Genomic DNA, 15,793 nt, shown 5'->3' on the forward strand with positions numbered 1-15,793 from the left:
CGGAGAACTCACATGACAGTTGCTCACGAATACAACAGGCAAGACGCCCTCAATGACATCGCGCACGTATTGGGGATGCCCCCTGCGGATCTGCCCGACGGAGTCAACCTGTCGGACGCCGGAATGGACTCGCTCCGCACCATGGCGCTCGTAGAAAAGTGGCGAGAAGCAGGGTTCGAACACATCGATTTTGTCACTCTGGCAACAGATCCCACGCTCGACTCGTGGCTCGCCGCGCTTTTTGAACCAGCAGCCTAGTTAGTCGGTGTCCTCCCGTAGTCTTCATATACCGCACCGGCCGGATTGAGGAGAGCACCCATGACATCTGATCTCGACCATTTCGGGCAAGCAAAATATGTGTCCTTGACGACTTTCCGGAAGGACGGGACACCCGTAGCTACACCTGTGTGGGTTGCCTCCGATGGTGACCGACTCCTGGTGTGGACTGTGACGGACTCGTGGAAGGTAAAGCGCGTCCGAAAAAACCCCAAAGTCACAATCCAACAGTGCGACATGCGGGGGAATGCGTCGGGGCCGGTCGTCGAAGGGCACGCGGAGGTCCTTGATGACGACGGCACCGCGTTGGTTCGGAAAGCAATCAAACGGAAATACGGAATCACGGGGACTGTGGCGATCAACGCCAGCCTGTTACGTCGAGGCAAGCGCGGCACAATTGGACTCGCGGTGACTGTGTAGGCGATGAGGTGTAATTCGCGCAGCGGTGGCGAAGCCGAGCAACATCGGAAACGATGGGTCTGTGCAACTCGGTGAAGTAACGGGATTTGTCGCACTGGGCCTTATGGCAGGTGCGGCGATCGGATTAGTCTGCCAGGCCATCGTCCGAGCGATGCGGTGGCGACGAGGAATTGCAAGCGCACTCGGGGTGGCCGGTGTATTCCTCCTCGTCGCGGTACTTGCAGCGGTGTGGGACCCGAGCGGCGCCCTCGCCCTGGGGCTCGGCGCTGCACTCACCACTCCGATATTTGCGACCATCACGAGGCCTCCGCTGCAGATCAATGTTGCAGAGGAAAAGCCGTGGCAATCAAGAGTGGTTGCCACGACACTGGCCTCAGGTGCCGCATTCGGGCTCGGCCTTGTTGCGTGGGGGCGTGGTTCGTTAGGCGAAACGATGTTCGCCGTTGTGCTGGGGCTCATTGTCGGGGGGTGCATTAGTGCCGTCGCCGTAGTGTTGGGCAACATTGCGTTGCGCCTGCGCCCCGATGATGCTGTTGCCTTTGCGTTAGCACTCGCCGTTGCTACCGAAGCAGTACTTCTGGGGCTAGCTATCTGGTTGCCAACAGGGGATTGGATCGCGGTTGTTGCCCTTGCCTCCGGAATCGTTGCGTTCGCCTGCGGAATTCGTTTCCACCCATCGGACCTGCGGCAGCGCCGTGCGTGACACAGGTCCATGATGGTTGGTTACGCGAGTAACTGTGCGGCGGTGTAGAACAGCGGGATTCCCACGATGAGGTTGAAGGGGAACGTGACGCCGAGGGCCAGGCCGAGCGAGAGGGCGGGGTTGGCCTCGGGGACGGCCTCTCGTATGGCTGCAGGTGCCGCGACATATGAAGCGCTCGCGCCCAGCACCGCGAGCAGTGTGGCACCACCGACGGATAGGCCGATGGCCGTTCCCAGCAGTACACCAGCGGTACCACCGATCAGGGGCATCACCATTCCGAACGCGAGCAACCGTAGCCCGGCTTGCCGCAGTTCGCCGAGTCGACGGGCCGCGATGATGCCCATGTCGAGGAGGAAAAGCGCAAGTACGCCGAGGAATGGAGTGACGAGAAAGCCTTCAAGTTGGGCCATCCCGGCTTCTCCGGTTGCGGCACCGACCACGGCTGCGCCGATGAGCAACACGATGGGCCCGTGCGTCAGGGTATCCATGAACCGATGGTTCGAGGTGCTACCTCCACCGCGGCGGGCGAGGTAGATGCCGATAAGGATCGCGGGGACTTCCATCGCTGCGAGCAGGGTGATCATGAAGCCCTCGCTCGATTCTCCCATCGCGCTGAGGAAGGCGGTTGCTGCGACGAACGTGACGACGCTGACTGATCCGTAGTGTGCGGCGACGGCTGCGGCATCGATCCGGCTGACGGGTGTGAACGACCGCAGGATGAGGTATGCCACCAGGGGCAGGGTTACAGCGAGGAAGAGTCCTGCACCGATGCCAAGGGCGAGGCTGCTGCTGATGCCTTCGGCCCGCAGTTGCACTCCGCCTTTGAAGCCGATCGCGATGAGGAGGTAGATGGACAGGGCTTTTGCCGCCTGTTCGGGGAACGACAGGTCTGACTTCATTCGGGTCGCGATGACGCCAAGGGCGAAGAACCCGAGTGCCGGAGAGGCGAGGTTAGCGGAGAGCACATCGATTGGCACGCGCTTTATCCTGTCTTCTAATACATGAAATACACTTCCGGTAATATAGATCGTGTGAGGATGGTTTGTCACTTCGTGCCCGAAATGCGTTAGCGTTAGGTCCAGGATCGACGGGAGGAAGGCATGGCAGCGGAGTCGCAGCGAAACTGGACCTTCTTAACGAACCATGCGCACGTACTGGTCTGCATCGCACGCGATTCCGGGATGCGCATGCGGGATATTGCGCAAGCAGTCGGCATCACAGAGCGCGCTGCGCAGAGCATCCTTTCGGACCTCATCAGTGAGGGTTACGTCACACGCACGCGAATCGGTCGACGAAATGACTACGTGATTAACCAGGAGAAGCATCTTCGCCACGAGCTGGAACACGAGCGGCTCGTTGGCGAACTGTTGGACGTGCTCGCGCGCGAATCCTGACAAGCTCCGCTTCGGGATTATCTAACGTCGCGTGGCCGGAATTGGATACTGATGCGTGGGCCGACTGGCCGTGCTGTTTTGGGTACGCAGTGCTCCCACGTGCGTTGGCATGAACCGCCCATAACGAGCAGGTCGCCGTGGCCGATTGGGAACCGAAGTGAGCGTCCCCCGCCGTTTGGTCGGAGAAGTAGCGGCCGGGCTTCGCCGAGCGACAGTATGGCAACCATCGTATCCTCGGTTTTACTGCGGCCGATCCGGTCTCCATGCCAAGCGACACTGTCTGCGCCGTCGCGGTAATAGCACATTCCGGCGGTGACGAACGGTTCCCCGAGCTCACTGGCGTAGTGGTCGTTTAGCGCTCCTCGCACTTCATTGAGCAGGGGGTGGGGAAGTGGGTCGCTGCGCTCGTAGAAGCAGGCGAGCCGGGGGACGTCCACAACGCGGTCGTACATCTGCCGACGCTCCGCCCGCCACGGCACTGTAGTCACTAGATGTGAAAATAGGTCCTCTGACCCGGCAATCCAGGTGGGGAGCGTGTCCACCCACGCACCGCCGACCAGGTCAGTTCGCCGAGTGTGTGAAAGTGCGCCGATGCTCGGACCAGTCCCACATGTGTCAAAGAGTGAAGCCTGGTGTGATGCGAACATGTGTTCGATTGTAGCGGTAAAAAGACGAGGGCTTACGGTCCCCCGACCGCGGCTTCAACGGTGGGCCACGCCGAGCGAATCGCATCGTTCCAATACGGCCACGAATGCGTTCCTGATGACCGGAAATCGACGGTTGGGATGATCCCTTCGTCGATGAGTCGTGCGGCGAAATCAGTGGAGCACACCAGCGCGGCAGCCTCGATCGGGCCACCAACAGTTACGGTCTCCTGCGCATCGTCGACTTGCGTCTCATAAATGCCCGGTGCGCCACTACCGGCATAGAGATAGATCGGCTTGCCACGTAGCGCATCGAGATTCTGCGCCGGGTCGTGTTCAAACCAGCCTGGGGCATCTCTGGGTCCCCACATGTTGGTGGCATCGCCACCGCGAGAGGCGATGCCAGCGCGCACCGAATTTTGATAAGGCTCAGGCGCGACGAGCGGGCACGCGCTAATTCCAATTGCACCCCTGAATAGCTCAGGATTTCGTGTAGCGAGGGTGAATGCGGCTTGGCCACCCATCGAGGTGCCCCCAATCGCGTTGCGCCCATTGCCGTTGAATCTGGCGTCAATGATCGGAGGTAATTCCTCAGCGAGGAAGGTCTCCCACTTGTACACGCCAAACTTGGGATCAGTTTGCTGCCAGTCCGTGTAGTGGCTGCCTTCACCCCCAGCTGGGAGGACGACATTGACATTCTTGGTTGACGCAAACTCCACAATGCTTGTCTTCGCGATCCAATCACTTTGCTCATATCGCGCCTCGTTCCCGTCGAGCAGGTAAAACGATGGCCGCGGTGCCGAATGCGATGGATGCAGAACATGCACCAGAATGGTGCGCTGCATCGCGGGGGATGAGATGTAGATGTCAGTCTGTGCGTCCGATATTTGATCCTCCCGTGCGATCGAGGCGGTAGACGGCGAGGCCATCGCTGACCGCAGTGAGAACGCGGCGGTACACAGAGCAAGCAGTACCACTGCGAATATCACGATTGCCGCACGGGAATGGGTAGTGACCCTTGACTGCGATGTCACAGGGACCTCACTTAAACACAGAATGTGACTTACGACTCACACAGTGTAACCACGTCGTCGCTCTAAGCGCCGGGCGCCCACATGTGCAGAAAAACGCATCGACAAAGCCGCTCGATCAGATGTATTTCTCAGCACATGCGGCAGACCACCGACCACCATTCGCTCGGTAATTCGGTTGCACGAGGCGTCGGCTGCAGGCACCCTTGAAAGCATGAAGAGCTGACACCCGTCCCGCCCGTTCTGTGGCCTTGCGTGCCCTGCGGGCTTTCCGTCTCAACGGATAGGTGTCTTCATGCCTCACGAAATTTTGCGCGCAATTGATCTGGTCAAAATTTATGGCGACCGCCGTGTCATCGATGGACTCAACCTCACGAGTGCGCCAGGGGAGCGCATCGGTTTAGTCGGTGAAAACGGGGTCGGGAAGTCGACGCTGCTCAGGCTGCTCGCCGGGATTGAGGAACCCGACGACGGCCGCGTCGAGCGACCACAGGAAGTGGGTTATCTCGCACAGGAACTTCCCTACGCACCAGATACAACAATCCAGGAAGCAGTCGATGAAGCGCTCACGCTGACGCACCAGATCGTGGCTGATCTCACCGCCACCGCAGAAGCTGTGGCAATCAGACCAGAGGACGGCCCCGCGCTTGACCGCTACGCGAACCGCCTTGCCCGCGCTGACGAATACGGCGTGTGGGACGCTGAGAATCGAGCCGAAACTGTACTTGACCGGCTGGGCCTCGGCGGGATCGCGAGATCAACGTCAGTTCAGGAGATTTCTGGTGGCCAACGGTCCCGACTGGCGCTCGCAACGCTGCTCATCCGTCAGCCGAGAGCGATGCTGCTCGACGAGCCGACTAACCACCTCGACGATGCCGCCATCACGTTTCTAGAGGAACAGTTGCGCACATTGCCTGGAACGGTAGTTCTCGCATCTCACGACCGAGCCTTTCTCGATGCGGTGTGCACAACGGTGATTGACCTTGACCCGTCACGGTTCGGAGTGACCCGCTACGGCGGCAGCTACTCGTACTACCTGGCTGAGAAGCGGAAGGAACGCGTTCGGTGGGAGCAGCAGTACGCGGCGGAACAGGCTGAGCTCCGCAATCTCGACTATGCGGTGGCAGTGAGCGCGCGTGAGGTCAGCCATGGTCGCCCCATGCGTGACAACAACAAGCTTGGCTACGACCGGCTCGGTGGTCGTGTCGACAAACAAGTGTCCAGGCGCGTTCGCAATGCGCAACGTCGCTTCGATGAACTGATGGCCGATCAGGTTGCCGAGCCAGTCGAAGTACTGCGCTTCGGCGGGCAACTGACGAGCACAAACCATGTTGTCGACGACCCTCTGATCACGGTAAAGGACGTTGTAGTACCACGACGTTTGACTCTCGACGCGTTGGAAATTACGGCGTCCGAGCGGTTGTTGATCACTGGCCCGAACGGTGCAGGAAAGTCCACACTGCTCACTGTCCTCGCCGGTGAACTGCAACCTACGGCCGGGATCGTGGAGGCGGCAGACGGAATAACGCGGCGAATGCTCCGACAGGATGTTTGGTTCAAACACTCTGATCGCAGCGCTTCGTCGACATACTTCGAACAAGCCGGAGATGACGCGCCAACACTCACAGCGCTCGGTTTGCTCACCGCAGCACAGGCCAACCAAGCGGTGGCTCACTTGTCGGTGGGGCAACGGCGCAGACTAGCGCTGGCGATCCTGCTTGCCGAACCACCAGACGTCCTGTTGCTTGACGAACCAAGCAATCACCTTTCGCTACGCCTGGTTGAGGAGTTGGAGGATGCGTTTACATCGGCTCCGGGGGCCATCATTGTTGCCTCCCACGACAGGTGGCTGCGGGCACGGTGGGACGGCCGGGAGATTCAGTTGCATGATGGAGAGGTGAAACTCTAGCTGCGCCCATGCCTGTGGCTCACTTCATTGCGTTCCTCGTCGTTTAGTCAATATTGTCAAGATTAAGGTCCCGACGAGGGGAGTGAGCGTTATGGCCATGATCTCGGCTCACCGGTGTGGTGCGGGTGCGGATTTAGCGCTTGGGAACGGTCGCGCCGCCCTCGAACGTGCATTGCAACTCGATGTGGATTTCGTTGAGTTCGACGTGCAACTGTGCGGCGATGATACTTTCGTGCTTCATCATGACGACCACATCGTTGCTGATGGGGAACGTATTTTGCTGACTTCTCTGACGTTTGACGAGTTTGCGTCGTTGGTCGATGATCCGATTACCTTTAAGCAAGCGCTGGAAATATTGCAGCGTAGCGACAAGAAGGCGCATATCGACTTCAAATTCTCGACAGGCGACGGCGAAACCGAAGATCCTGAAGCTCGGACTGAAGTGGCTGCCGCAAGGCTTGCCATTGACACCCTTGGTTGCGAGAACTTCATCATCACGACGTTGGAAGACGATTCGGTGCGCGCACTACGCGACTGGTCAGATCATCAGGACATCGCGCTCATGGTCGGTCTTTCGCTCGGCCGTGATCTTGTCGGTTACTCGCCGATCGACAAGGTGGTTATCCGGATGTCTGAGTTGTTTCCCAGCCGACGGTTCCGTGAAAGCCGCGCGAACCTCGTCGTAGTTCACCACAGATTGGCGTACTTCGGTGTGGCGGAATGGGCAGCCCGGCGAAGCCTTCCTTTGTTGGTGTGGACGGTTGACGGACAGGCGCGGTTGAGCAGGTGGTTGTTTGATGAGCGTGTGTGGTTGGTGACGACGAACTTTCCGCAGGATGCTCGCCGGATTATCGAATCGGGAGTCGGAAGTCGGCGAAGCAGCACATCCCGTCGCAGATTTCGATCAGCTAGTTCTTGACCCAACATTGCAATTTTCGACAGTGCTTCAACCAGTCACGACGTTCACTTCTTGTACGACGCGAGGGGCGTGAGCACAGCTGTGAATAGCTCTTTTAGGTCGCTGTGCGGTGGGCGGGGGTCTGAGAGGCTCCATTCGTGCGCGACGTTGTTGACCGCACCGACGAATGCCTGACCGGCAAGCATGTAACCACCGGGGGGCTCGTAGGTTTCTCCGAGTTTGCTCCGTAAGGCTGTTTCAAGGAGTTTGCCCCAGGTGAGACGTTGGCGGCGCCGCAGTGCCTCGAGTTCCGTGCTGACTCCTACGACTTCGACGAAGGCGACCTGAGCGCGAAGTGGGTCTGCCGCGATCGACTCGACGTAGGCAGACATTACTTCGGCGATTGTCTCCTCAATTGGCGCATGTGAGAACTCGGTAATTGCGGTGAGTACTGCTGTGCGGGCGTCTTCTTGGATTCGACTGTATGCAGCGGTGAGAAGTTCTTCCCGTGACCCGAACTCCTCGTAGAACTGGCGGCGTGAAAGTTTCGCATGGCTGCAGATGTCGGACAGTGTCGAACCGCGATAGGTGCGTTCGCCAAACACTGTGATCGCGGAATCGACGAACCGGACGCGACGCTCGGCCCGGCGGTCGGAAACTGAACGTCCGCCGTACTGTCTTTCGGTCGCCGCAGAAGTCGAATCAAGCTTTGTCTGCATACTTCCATTTCTACCCGCTACGTCAGATAACTTCGCAATTCGCCCCATTTTGTCAGCCCCCCGAACAAAGTGAGACTGATACGTTCCACTTATGATAGATTTCCGTTGTGGGATAAGCCACAGCTTGTCTCATTAGTGTGGTACGTCATAAATGGAGTGCCGCAGCACTGATGGATGCCCAAAACCTGACGGGCCGAATCATCAACATTCGTGGCACCACCGTTCGGCGAGGTACCAAGTTTTCGCTGACAGCGCTGTGGTCCAGTTGGCTGAAAATCGAAAAGGTACTCAATGCCGGAGATCAAGAAACGCACGAGAAAGCACAATTCGGGGCGGCGCACCGTGGGGGCGATGGTTGCCTTCGTCATGATGGTTGTGCTGCACCCATTCATCGCGGTCGGGGGCGCCGCCGCTGAACCGCCACCACCGCCTGACGCCTTCTACGATCGGCCCGCAGACTTAGCGGCCTTCAACCCAGGCGACATCATCCGCAGCCGCGCTGTCGAAGTGCGCGCGCTTCAGCTGTTCCCAGTGAACGTCCAAGCCTGGCACTTGATGTATCGAACGTCAGACGCCGATGGCGCGCCCGATGCGGCTGTGACCACCGTCATCGTTCCGCAGGGCCCCGCTAAACCTCGGTCACTGCTGTCCTATCAGGCCGCGACGGATTCGACGCTTCGAGTGTGCGGCCCATCGTACTCCCTCGTCCACGGCGCTCCGATCGACTTCAATAACCCCGTTGGTCCGGTTACACTCACCCTTCCCGGAGCTGAAATCGCACTTGCAGCAGCAGGTCTCGCCGAAGGTTGGGCCGTCGCCATGCCTGATCACGGCTCAATCGCAGACCGCTTCCTCACTCCTCGGCAGCCTGGCTTCGCCGTTCTCGACGGGATTCGCGCCGCTACCAGCTTTGAACCCGCAGGACTAGCCGGACCCCAAACACCGACAGCGCTGTGGGGATACTCCGGCGGTGCGATCGCTTCGAGTTGGGCAATTGAAGAGCACCCTACCTATGCCCCGGAACTCAACATCCGCGGTGCAGCATTTGGAGCCCCTGAACGCGACCTTGAAGCGTCCCTGCACTCGGCGAATCGGGCACTGCTCGCTGGGCTCATCCCGATTGCCCTCGCGGCGATTGGAAAAGACTCGCCAGAATTTGCCGCTGAGCTCGAGCCCTACCTCACCACTGAAGGCAGGAACATCGTTGCTCGGGCGAGGAACCATTGTGCGAGCCAGAATGTACTCAACAACATTTGGTTCGACTATGAGCAGCACCTCAATGCACCTATTGACGAAATTCTCGCCAACCCTGTCATCCGCCGCGAAATCGATGCCAGGGGAGTTTCCGGCCGTGCGCCAACCGTTCCGACATACGTGCACAACGGAATTAGCGAGGAAGTAGCACCCATCGTCGGTACTGACAGGCTCGTGAACAGCTACTGCGCGGGCGGGACGCCAGTTACTTACCGGCGGGAAGCGTTTCCGGAAAACCCGCCACCCCAACTCTTTACTACGCACGGGTTCATTGCTGTCACCGGCGCTCCGGGTGCCTTCACATGGATTAAACAGCGCATGGCACCAGGTGCGCCCGACCCCGTCGCGGGTTGCGACATTCAGGACGTTCCCAGCACCTTGCTTGAGCCAGGTGTAGGGGATGGTTTGCCAACCTTCGTGGACAACATCATCGCGATGATCACAGGTCAGCCGCTCGGAATGGATCGATAAAAGATCGCCGCCAGCCCTGCCCTGACGGAGCGTTGACGCCGGGGCAGGGCTGATGCATCAGCCAACAGACGAGTAGCCCACTTGTGTTCCATGCCATTTGCCTAGGGTTTGCGGGGCAGAAAGGCCCTAGTGCGCTCCGCCCGCCGCGAGCACGATGAGGATATGGCAAATCCTGATCCGGTACACGCTGTGCAGTGGCCCCTCTCGGTGCATCTCGAAACGATCGATGCGATGGTGAACTTCGAGATCCACAACCACCCGGTCTACACGGGTGTGGAGGTGCAATCCTTCGACGATGAAGCACATGGCACCGGTGTTCTCGTGCTGATGTGCCGCGCCGACAACGGCAAGGTAGACGTCTATCAACAGCCGGGTCTGACGATCGACCGATCGGGATACGGCATCGCGGCGGGACTCGGTGATTGGTTTACGGTAGACATCTCGCCAGCAGTGTTGGAAGTGTCGGATAGCGGAGTCCACGTGGACATCAAGTTCGACGACAAAATTGGCCGGGCGATCGAGATCCAGGTTGACGATCGAAATGGCAAACGGCGGTGCACTGCGGAGTTTCTGGCGCCGGTGGGCGCTGAAATTGAGCACCCGACGGAGTTAATGCTCGTCTGGATGCGAAGGTTTGACCTCGTTCGTCAGACGGGTATCGACCCAGTTGTGCGTATTGATGGGGAGTCCATCAGGATCGGCAGACTCCCTGGTAGGTGGATGCACCGCCGCCACCTGATCAAAGTGGCATCCGATTTGTGGATAGTCAGCGTGAATCCCGATGAGAGCAAGGGCACTCTCGATGCGCACGGTCCCGGTGAAGCTAACGCCCAACTTCACCTTTCGCCACCACCCCCAGCGCCTGGAATGCTCAAGCCCGGGGAGGTGCTAACTGGAAAATGGTCGGTGTCGATCGGGGATCACGCAGACGTTGTCAGTGGCACGTGGAAATGCGCGGGCACTCCAGTCGTAGCACTCACCTTCGCTGTGACGCGCGGTTGGCAGCCACGGCAACTCCCGCTGTTCATGAGAGTCGTTACGACAGTGCTGCCGATGTTTCGGCGATGGCCGACGACGTACATGTGGGAAGCGCGAGCTGATGTGCGCGACGGCTACAAGGTAGAGGCCACGTGGCGGCGGACTGTGCACAAGAAGAACCTGTACACGAAGGTCACTAGCTAGCCATTTGTTCCCGCGCGTGTATTTGTAACACTCTGTGCGCCAATGAGGATTAAGGTGATGGACTGTGCGTAAGCACGAACCGAATGAGAAGGAGAAAAGATGGGTTCCATCGATTACCTGAACGTCGTCCTCGATCGGACAGCGGGCCTACCGCTACTTGAGCAAATCGAAACTCTATCCCTCGGAGCTGGTATCTACATCTTCAATGCAATCGCGGCGGTCACCCCAATAACGCCGTGGGCTTACTAAACTTCGCGCATACTCTCAGGCTCACCCGTCACGCGGGTGGGCCTGTTTTTTAGCAAAGCGATGCTCACTGATTGCTTGATGGTCGTGCTCCGGGTGCAGGTTACAACCTGGAGACGCCAAGTGGTTCGGCTTCAACCTCGCGCACCCAGGCAGCCTTCACTGAGCGCCATTGCTCGTCCGTGTGGCCGTGCCGCCAGTAAGGAGAGCAGGACAGGTACTCAGGTGTGACGATGTTCTCTCCGAGTAGCACCCGCCGCACTGCCCGTATGGACTCCGCTTCGCCATGGACGAACGCGCTCACGGTGCCGTCAGTTCGGGGAAGCGCGTGCACTGCCTCTGCCAGCAAGTTCTCATCGTGGCGTCCGGCGCGGTGCACCCAGTGGATGTCAAGATTGCCGGTCGAGCGCAGTTCGATTTCCCCTGCGGAATCCTCAACCTCGGCAACGATCGTCACACGCCGACCTTCTGGCACGGATTCAGCGGCAACCGCAATGGCTGGCAAGGCACTCTCGTCACCTACAAACATGTAGCTGTCGGCTTCCGAGTGGGGGCTATATCCGCCGCCTGGTCCTCGGAACTGAAGGCGGTCGCCCGGCTTGGCGTTGAAGGCCCAGCTACCGGCGTATCCGACGTCGCCGTGTACCGCGAAGTCGAGGGCTAGCTCTCGACGTTCCGGATCCCACGATCGCACGGTGATCCGGCGCGGGAGAGGCCGGAATTCGCGGGCGTGTTTACGCACGTCGGCCTCATCGAACGGAACCTCATACGGCGCATCGCGTGGAATGAAGAAGGCGTTGACGTAGCTATCTGCGTACGGGGAGGGGGCGAAGTCGTCGAGTCCTGCGCCGCCGAGCGTGACGCGCACTAGTTGCGGGGTTAGCTGTGTTGTCGCGATGACCTCGCCATGCATGGAGGCTCCTTCTGCTGTGCGATCAAGATTGAAAGCTTCGCATATGAGCATAGCCTAGCCTCACTAGCGCCGCATTGTTGCTGACCTGTGAGCTGGACTCCATCCACGGTTTACGCCTACTTGTGCGGCACTCGTCGCGTGTAGGAGGACGGGTCCACAGTCGCGCGTCCGCACCGATGTCGTGTCGCCTACCTCTGCTCCTCAAGGACTGGTGGCAATCCAAACGATTCGAAGTACGTATCGTCATAGGTGTAGATCTCCGTCACGAGTCCGTCGACTACGCGCAACACATCGATCGCCAACGCACTGTATTCCGACCCGCCAGGTTGGCGGACGTACATTGCCACCGCAGGTTGACGATTGGCGGTGGTGGCAATGCCTCGCCATTCATCGAAGCCCGGTTTGCCGAATCCGCCTTCGACCCATAGGTCAACAGCTGCATCTCGTCCGACCCAGACACCAGGTTGAGGCGGCATCGCAAACCGCAGGTCGTCACGCAGCAGCGTCGTTAGCTTGGTGATATTGAGCTGCTCATGCGCGTCGATATACGCAGAAACGAGGTTTCGTTCATCGGCCGACAACTCGTGAGTGGTCGGCGCACGCCAATCTAAACGAGCATCAGGTAATTGCTCACGCATGGTCGCTCGTGCCCTCTGAAGTGCGCTATTAACGGATGCCACGGTGAGGTCAAGAGCGTTTGCGGTGTGGCTAGCTTGCCACCCAAGGACGTCCCGCAAAATCAGAACCGCGCGTTGACGAGGCGGCAAATGCTGCACAGCGACAATGAACGCTAGCTCAATAGTTTCCCGTGCGACAGCTGATTCCTGAGGGTCATCCGGTAGCAATCTGTCTGGATACGGCTGGAGATAACGCACCTCGGTAGTGCCCTCATAAATTTCCGCCGGAATCGGTGTCCGGTTTTTGCGTTTGTCAAGGAAATCCAAACAGCAATGCGTGGCGATGCGGTAAAGCCATGTACGCAAAGACGACCGGCCTTCAAAAGTCTGTCGGTGATTCCACGCTCGCAGGAAAGTCTCCTGCGTCATGTCCTGCGCGTCCTCGTACGAGGCCAACATTCGGTAACAGTGCACCTGCAATTCGCGACGGAAGCGTTCCGTCGCAAGCGCGAACTGACTGGTGTCACCTGATTGGGCTGCGGACATAAACCGCATTTCGTCCGCCCCGATCGGACGCGCTCCGCCGGTCTTGGTGTCCATAATGATGATCCTTCCCCGTCTGGATGTGACTATCAATACAGACGACGCAGCACCGGAAAATTCATCGGTGGGTCGGAGTCTTTGGCTAATTCAGTTGCGCTACGGCCGACGATCAGCGTGAATCGTAGAACGTGAAGAATGCTGGCGGAAGTGGGGCCACCTGTGGAGGTACACCAATACGTACTCCTGATTGGAGTGTGGGCCGTGGCCGTTGTCGCGCCAGGTCCCGATACGGTTGTGGTGCTTCGCCAGTCGATTGTCGGTTCACGCACCTCAGGCTTGGCTGCTGCCGCAGGTATTGTCGTCGGAATAGCACTGTGGATTGTGCTCGCCATGGCGGGCGTCGCCGCACTTGTTTCGGCCCACCCTGCGTTGCTGCCCATCTTGCAGGTATTAGGTGGCGGCTTCTTAGTCATCCTCGGTGTTTCGGGCCTGCGTGCGAAACCATCACGCACAGCGGCAGCAGCTCACGGTCGGTCGTTTTGGATCGGGCTCGCCACGAACCTCGCCAATCCGAAAGCGCTGGTGTTCTTTGCAGCTGTGTTCGCAACGCTAGTACCAGTGACAGCATCACTCGGTGAACGTACAGCGGTGTTTGCCATCCTCGTCACAGGCGAGTGGCTGTGGTTCAGCATGCTCGCAGTCTTCGCGTCGTCGCACGGTGGCTGGCTAAGCCGGAAGGAACGGCCATTAAACACTGCCGCATCGTTAGTCATCGCCGCGCTCGGTGGCGCATCAATTCTTGCGGGCGCGGCGACGCTTAGCGGAGTTCGTTGACTCGGGAGCCTTTTCGAAGGCTGCCTCTCCTGTCGTATCGTTCGCGTACTGTGATCACCCAAAGCATCAGGAACCGCAGAAGGGCGCACGTGTCCCACTATCAGACAGCTGACGCATTAGTACGTATCGAAAACGAACAGGTAATCATCTGGGGGCAGAGGGTGATGCAGATTTCGTTTGGCGACATCACTGCCGTTGCTGCCAGTGAACCCAGAATGCTGGGGCGAGGTCGCCTTGATATATTCACCGCTGACCAGCGACACACCTTGACTTTCACGCGCGGGCAACTTCGCGAACTCAATGTACTTGCGGGCTACCTAGCCCAAATCGCCGACATTAACTCCACTCGTCAACCAGTCTGCGGCTCAGCCAACACGACAGGCGTGAGCTTTGTTTCGTTTGACGTGGAAACCGCAAATCGAGCACGCGGCAGCATTTGCGCGGTTGGGTTTTCGGTCGTGCATAACGGAGTCATTACTGACACGCGCGCGATCCTATGCAAACCACCGAAAAGTCTAGATGGCTTTGACCCCGGGAATGTCCGCGTGCATGGCATCACCCCAAATCAGGTGCGTCGTGCCATCCCGGCGCGGGAGGCTATTGGTCACGTTCTTGATATCGCCGGGGGCCTACCTTTGGTGTGCCACAATGCCAGCTTCGATATCAGTGCCTTGCGTGACGCATGTGTGGCTGAGGCCCTCCCCATTCCAGAACTGTCGTTTGGCTGCACGCTTACGTGGTCTCGGAAAGATCTATCAAAATTGCAGAATCATAAGTTGCCAACTGTGGCAGCAGCCCTCGGGGTTAGTCTAGAAAACCACCATGATGCTGGCGCTGATGCATATGCAACTGCGGGGATCTTGCTTAGCCTCACGTCAAAGCGGGGGTCCTCGACTCTCGCCGACTACACCACCGCGACCAAGACTCAGTTGGGCTCTTTGGGACCTGCAGGGATTACCGCCTGCAAGGGCACAAATTCGACAAACTCATCGTCTAGGACCCCAACTGGAACACCTAGAAGAAGGCCTCCGAAGCCAGACCTGCGCGCGGATCCCACTGGCCCATTGCGTGGGCAGACGATCGTGATTTCTGGCGAGGTCCCAGGATTCACTCGCGATGAAGCATGGGACGCGATCGTTGCTGCCGGTGCTACGCCCGAAGACTCGGTAACTAAGCGCTGCACCATACTCGTTGCCGGGGATGGCGCTGGGGAAACGAAACTAGGGAAGATGCGCCGTCTGGCCGAGACAGGCCACCCCATTGCCTTGGTCGATTCCTCAGAGTTCGCTGAATTACTCGCCGGCCAGAAAATCGCAGCACTTCCCAACCTCGCCGAAGTCCGAGAGCAGAAGCTCCACCACGCCATGTCGCTCGTTGGCGACGCACCGGCCGAAGCTATACACCCCTCCGAACTGGTGCGCGGCAAGCACTACACGGCTTGGGTCGAGCCAATTAAACAGCTTAAACGTGACGAGCTCTATGACGAAGCACTTGAGTTGCTACTCGAATGCGTGACCGCCTGTGAACAACCAGAATCTCGCCACCGCTCGTCGCCTGCACCCTGGTACACAGAACAAGCCGCCATCATTTACCGCAAGCGAAAGGACTTCGTCGGCGAAGTTGCCATATTGCAACGCTGGTTAGAGCTAGTGGAAGACGGCTCGCAACGACAGCAGTTAAAGGAACGCTTCGAAAAGGCGCAACTGCTACTTGCCCGCGAGGGCTAGAAATCTGCTCAG

17 protein-coding genes are annotated in these 15,793 nt (G+C 58.8%); 11 read left to right on the forward strand and 6 right to left on the reverse strand.

The window, feature by feature from the left end; translation table 11 throughout:
* Window positions 1–12 precede the first annotated feature (12 nt).
* The 3 genes from IEW73_RS00975 to IEW73_RS00985 are packed head-to-tail and all read left to right on the forward strand — an operon-like array spanning window position 13 to window position 1,399.
* Window positions 13–258 (forward strand): phosphopantetheine-binding protein, encoded by a 246-nt coding sequence (locus tag IEW73_RS00975; protein ID WP_188669820.1) that lies wholly within the window; start codon window positions 13–15, stop codon window positions 256–258.
* A 60-nt stretch (window positions 259–318) separates the two neighbouring features.
* Window positions 319–696 carry a PPOX class F420-dependent oxidoreductase gene (locus IEW73_RS00980; protein WP_188669822.1) on the forward strand — a complete coding sequence of 126 codons (378 nt, stop codon included), beginning with the start codon at window positions 319–321 and terminating at the stop codon, window positions 694–696.
* A 25-nt stretch (window positions 697–721) separates the two neighbouring features.
* Window positions 722–1,399, forward strand: coding sequence for a hypothetical protein (locus tag IEW73_RS00985; protein ID WP_188669824.1), 678 nt, complete (start codon window positions 722–724; stop codon window positions 1,397–1,399).
* Window positions 1,400–1,419: 20 nt separating this feature from the next.
* Here the strand turns inward: IEW73_RS00985 and IEW73_RS00990 are convergent, their stop codons facing one another.
* Window positions 1,420–2,376 (reverse strand): sodium-dependent bicarbonate transport family permease, encoded by a 957-nt coding sequence (locus IEW73_RS00990; protein ID WP_188669826.1) that lies wholly within the window; start codon window positions 2,374–2,376, stop codon window positions 1,420–1,422.
* Window positions 2,377–2,499: 123 nt separating this feature from the next.
* Between IEW73_RS00990 and IEW73_RS00995 the strand changes: the two genes are divergently transcribed.
* Window positions 2,500–2,793 (forward strand): helix-turn-helix transcriptional regulator, encoded by a 294-nt coding sequence (locus tag IEW73_RS00995; protein ID WP_188669828.1) that lies wholly within the window; start codon window positions 2,500–2,502, stop codon window positions 2,791–2,793.
* Window positions 2,794–2,810: 17 nt separating this feature from the next.
* Here the strand turns inward: IEW73_RS00995 and IEW73_RS01000 are convergent, their stop codons facing one another.
* Together IEW73_RS01000 and IEW73_RS01005 are read right to left on the reverse strand one after the other, a co-directional pair.
* On the reverse strand, window positions 2,811–3,440 hold the full coding sequence (locus tag IEW73_RS01000; RefSeq protein WP_188669831.1) for an alpha-ketoglutarate-dependent dioxygenase AlkB: 630 nt from the start codon (window positions 3,438–3,440) through the stop codon (window positions 2,811–2,813).
* 32 nt (window positions 3,441–3,472) lie between these two features.
* The gene (locus tag IEW73_RS01005) at window positions 3,473–4,471 is read right to left on the reverse strand and encodes an alpha/beta hydrolase (protein ID WP_229675630.1); all 999 of its coding nucleotides are present in this window, start codon (window positions 4,469–4,471) and stop codon (window positions 3,473–3,475) included.
* A gap of 292 nt (window positions 4,472–4,763) precedes the next feature.
* Between IEW73_RS01005 and IEW73_RS01010 the strand changes: the two genes are divergently transcribed.
* Both IEW73_RS01010 and IEW73_RS01015 read left to right on the forward strand, forming a co-directional pair.
* Window positions 4,764–6,377, forward strand: a complete 1,614-nt coding sequence (locus IEW73_RS01010; RefSeq protein WP_188669833.1) for an ABC-F family ATP-binding cassette domain-containing protein — start codon at window positions 4,764–4,766, stop codon at window positions 6,375–6,377.
* A gap of 97 nt (window positions 6,378–6,474) precedes the next feature.
* Window positions 6,475–7,296, forward strand: coding sequence for a glycerophosphodiester phosphodiesterase (locus IEW73_RS01015; RefSeq protein WP_188669835.1), 822 nt, complete (start codon window positions 6,475–6,477; stop codon window positions 7,294–7,296).
* 44 nt (window positions 7,297–7,340) lie between these two features.
* Here IEW73_RS01015 and IEW73_RS01020 read toward each other — a convergent pair whose 3' ends face one another.
* Complete coding sequence (locus tag IEW73_RS01020) at window positions 7,341–7,994, reverse strand: TetR/AcrR family transcriptional regulator (protein ID WP_188669837.1); 654 nt, start codon at window positions 7,992–7,994, stop codon at window positions 7,341–7,343.
* 291 nt (window positions 7,995–8,285) lie between these two features.
* Between IEW73_RS01020 and IEW73_RS01025 the strand changes: the two genes are divergently transcribed.
* From IEW73_RS01025 to IEW73_RS01035, 3 genes are all read left to right on the forward strand, one after another.
* The gene (locus tag IEW73_RS01025; protein WP_229675631.1) at window positions 8,286–9,719 is read left to right on the forward strand and encodes a lipase family protein; all 1,434 of its coding nucleotides are present in this window, start codon (window positions 8,286–8,288) and stop codon (window positions 9,717–9,719) included.
* 162 nt (window positions 9,720–9,881) lie between these two features.
* Window positions 9,882–10,901, forward strand: coding sequence for a type 2 periplasmic-binding domain-containing protein (locus tag IEW73_RS01030; protein WP_188669839.1), 1,020 nt, complete (start codon window positions 9,882–9,884; stop codon window positions 10,899–10,901).
* 99 nt (window positions 10,902–11,000) lie between these two features.
* Window positions 11,001–11,150, forward strand: a complete 150-nt coding sequence (locus tag IEW73_RS01035; RefSeq protein ID WP_188669841.1) for a hypothetical protein — start codon at window positions 11,001–11,003, stop codon at window positions 11,148–11,150.
* A 100-nt stretch (window positions 11,151–11,250) separates the two neighbouring features.
* On the opposite strand, the gene IEW73_RS01040 is transcribed toward IEW73_RS01035, so the two are convergent.
* Both IEW73_RS01040 and IEW73_RS01045 read right to left on the reverse strand, forming a co-directional pair.
* A complete protein-coding gene (locus IEW73_RS01040; RefSeq protein WP_188669843.1) occupies window positions 11,251–12,060 on the reverse strand; it encodes a siderophore-interacting protein in 810 nt (269 codons plus the stop codon).
* Window positions 12,061–12,248: 188 nt separating this feature from the next.
* Window positions 12,249–13,277, reverse strand: coding sequence for an RNA polymerase subunit sigma-70 (locus IEW73_RS01045; RefSeq protein WP_188669846.1), 1,029 nt, complete (start codon window positions 13,275–13,277; stop codon window positions 12,249–12,251).
* Between the two features lie 138 nt (window positions 13,278–13,415).
* On the opposite strand from IEW73_RS01045, the gene IEW73_RS01050 reads away from it, so the two are divergent.
* Together IEW73_RS01050 and IEW73_RS01055 are read left to right on the forward strand one after the other, a co-directional pair.
* Window positions 13,416–14,054 (forward strand): LysE family translocator, encoded by a 639-nt coding sequence (locus IEW73_RS01050; RefSeq protein WP_188669847.1) that lies wholly within the window; start codon window positions 13,416–13,418, stop codon window positions 14,052–14,054.
* A gap of 89 nt (window positions 14,055–14,143) precedes the next feature.
* Window positions 14,144–15,781, forward strand: a complete 1,638-nt coding sequence (locus tag IEW73_RS01055; RefSeq protein WP_188669850.1) for an exonuclease domain-containing protein — start codon at window positions 14,144–14,146, stop codon at window positions 15,779–15,781.
* Window positions 15,782–15,793: the final 12 nt, after the last annotated feature.

This window comes from Hoyosella rhizosphaerae (assembly GCF_014643175.1).
Taxonomy (GTDB): Bacteria; Actinomycetota; Actinomycetes; order Mycobacteriales; family Mycobacteriaceae; genus Lolliginicoccus; species Lolliginicoccus rhizosphaerae.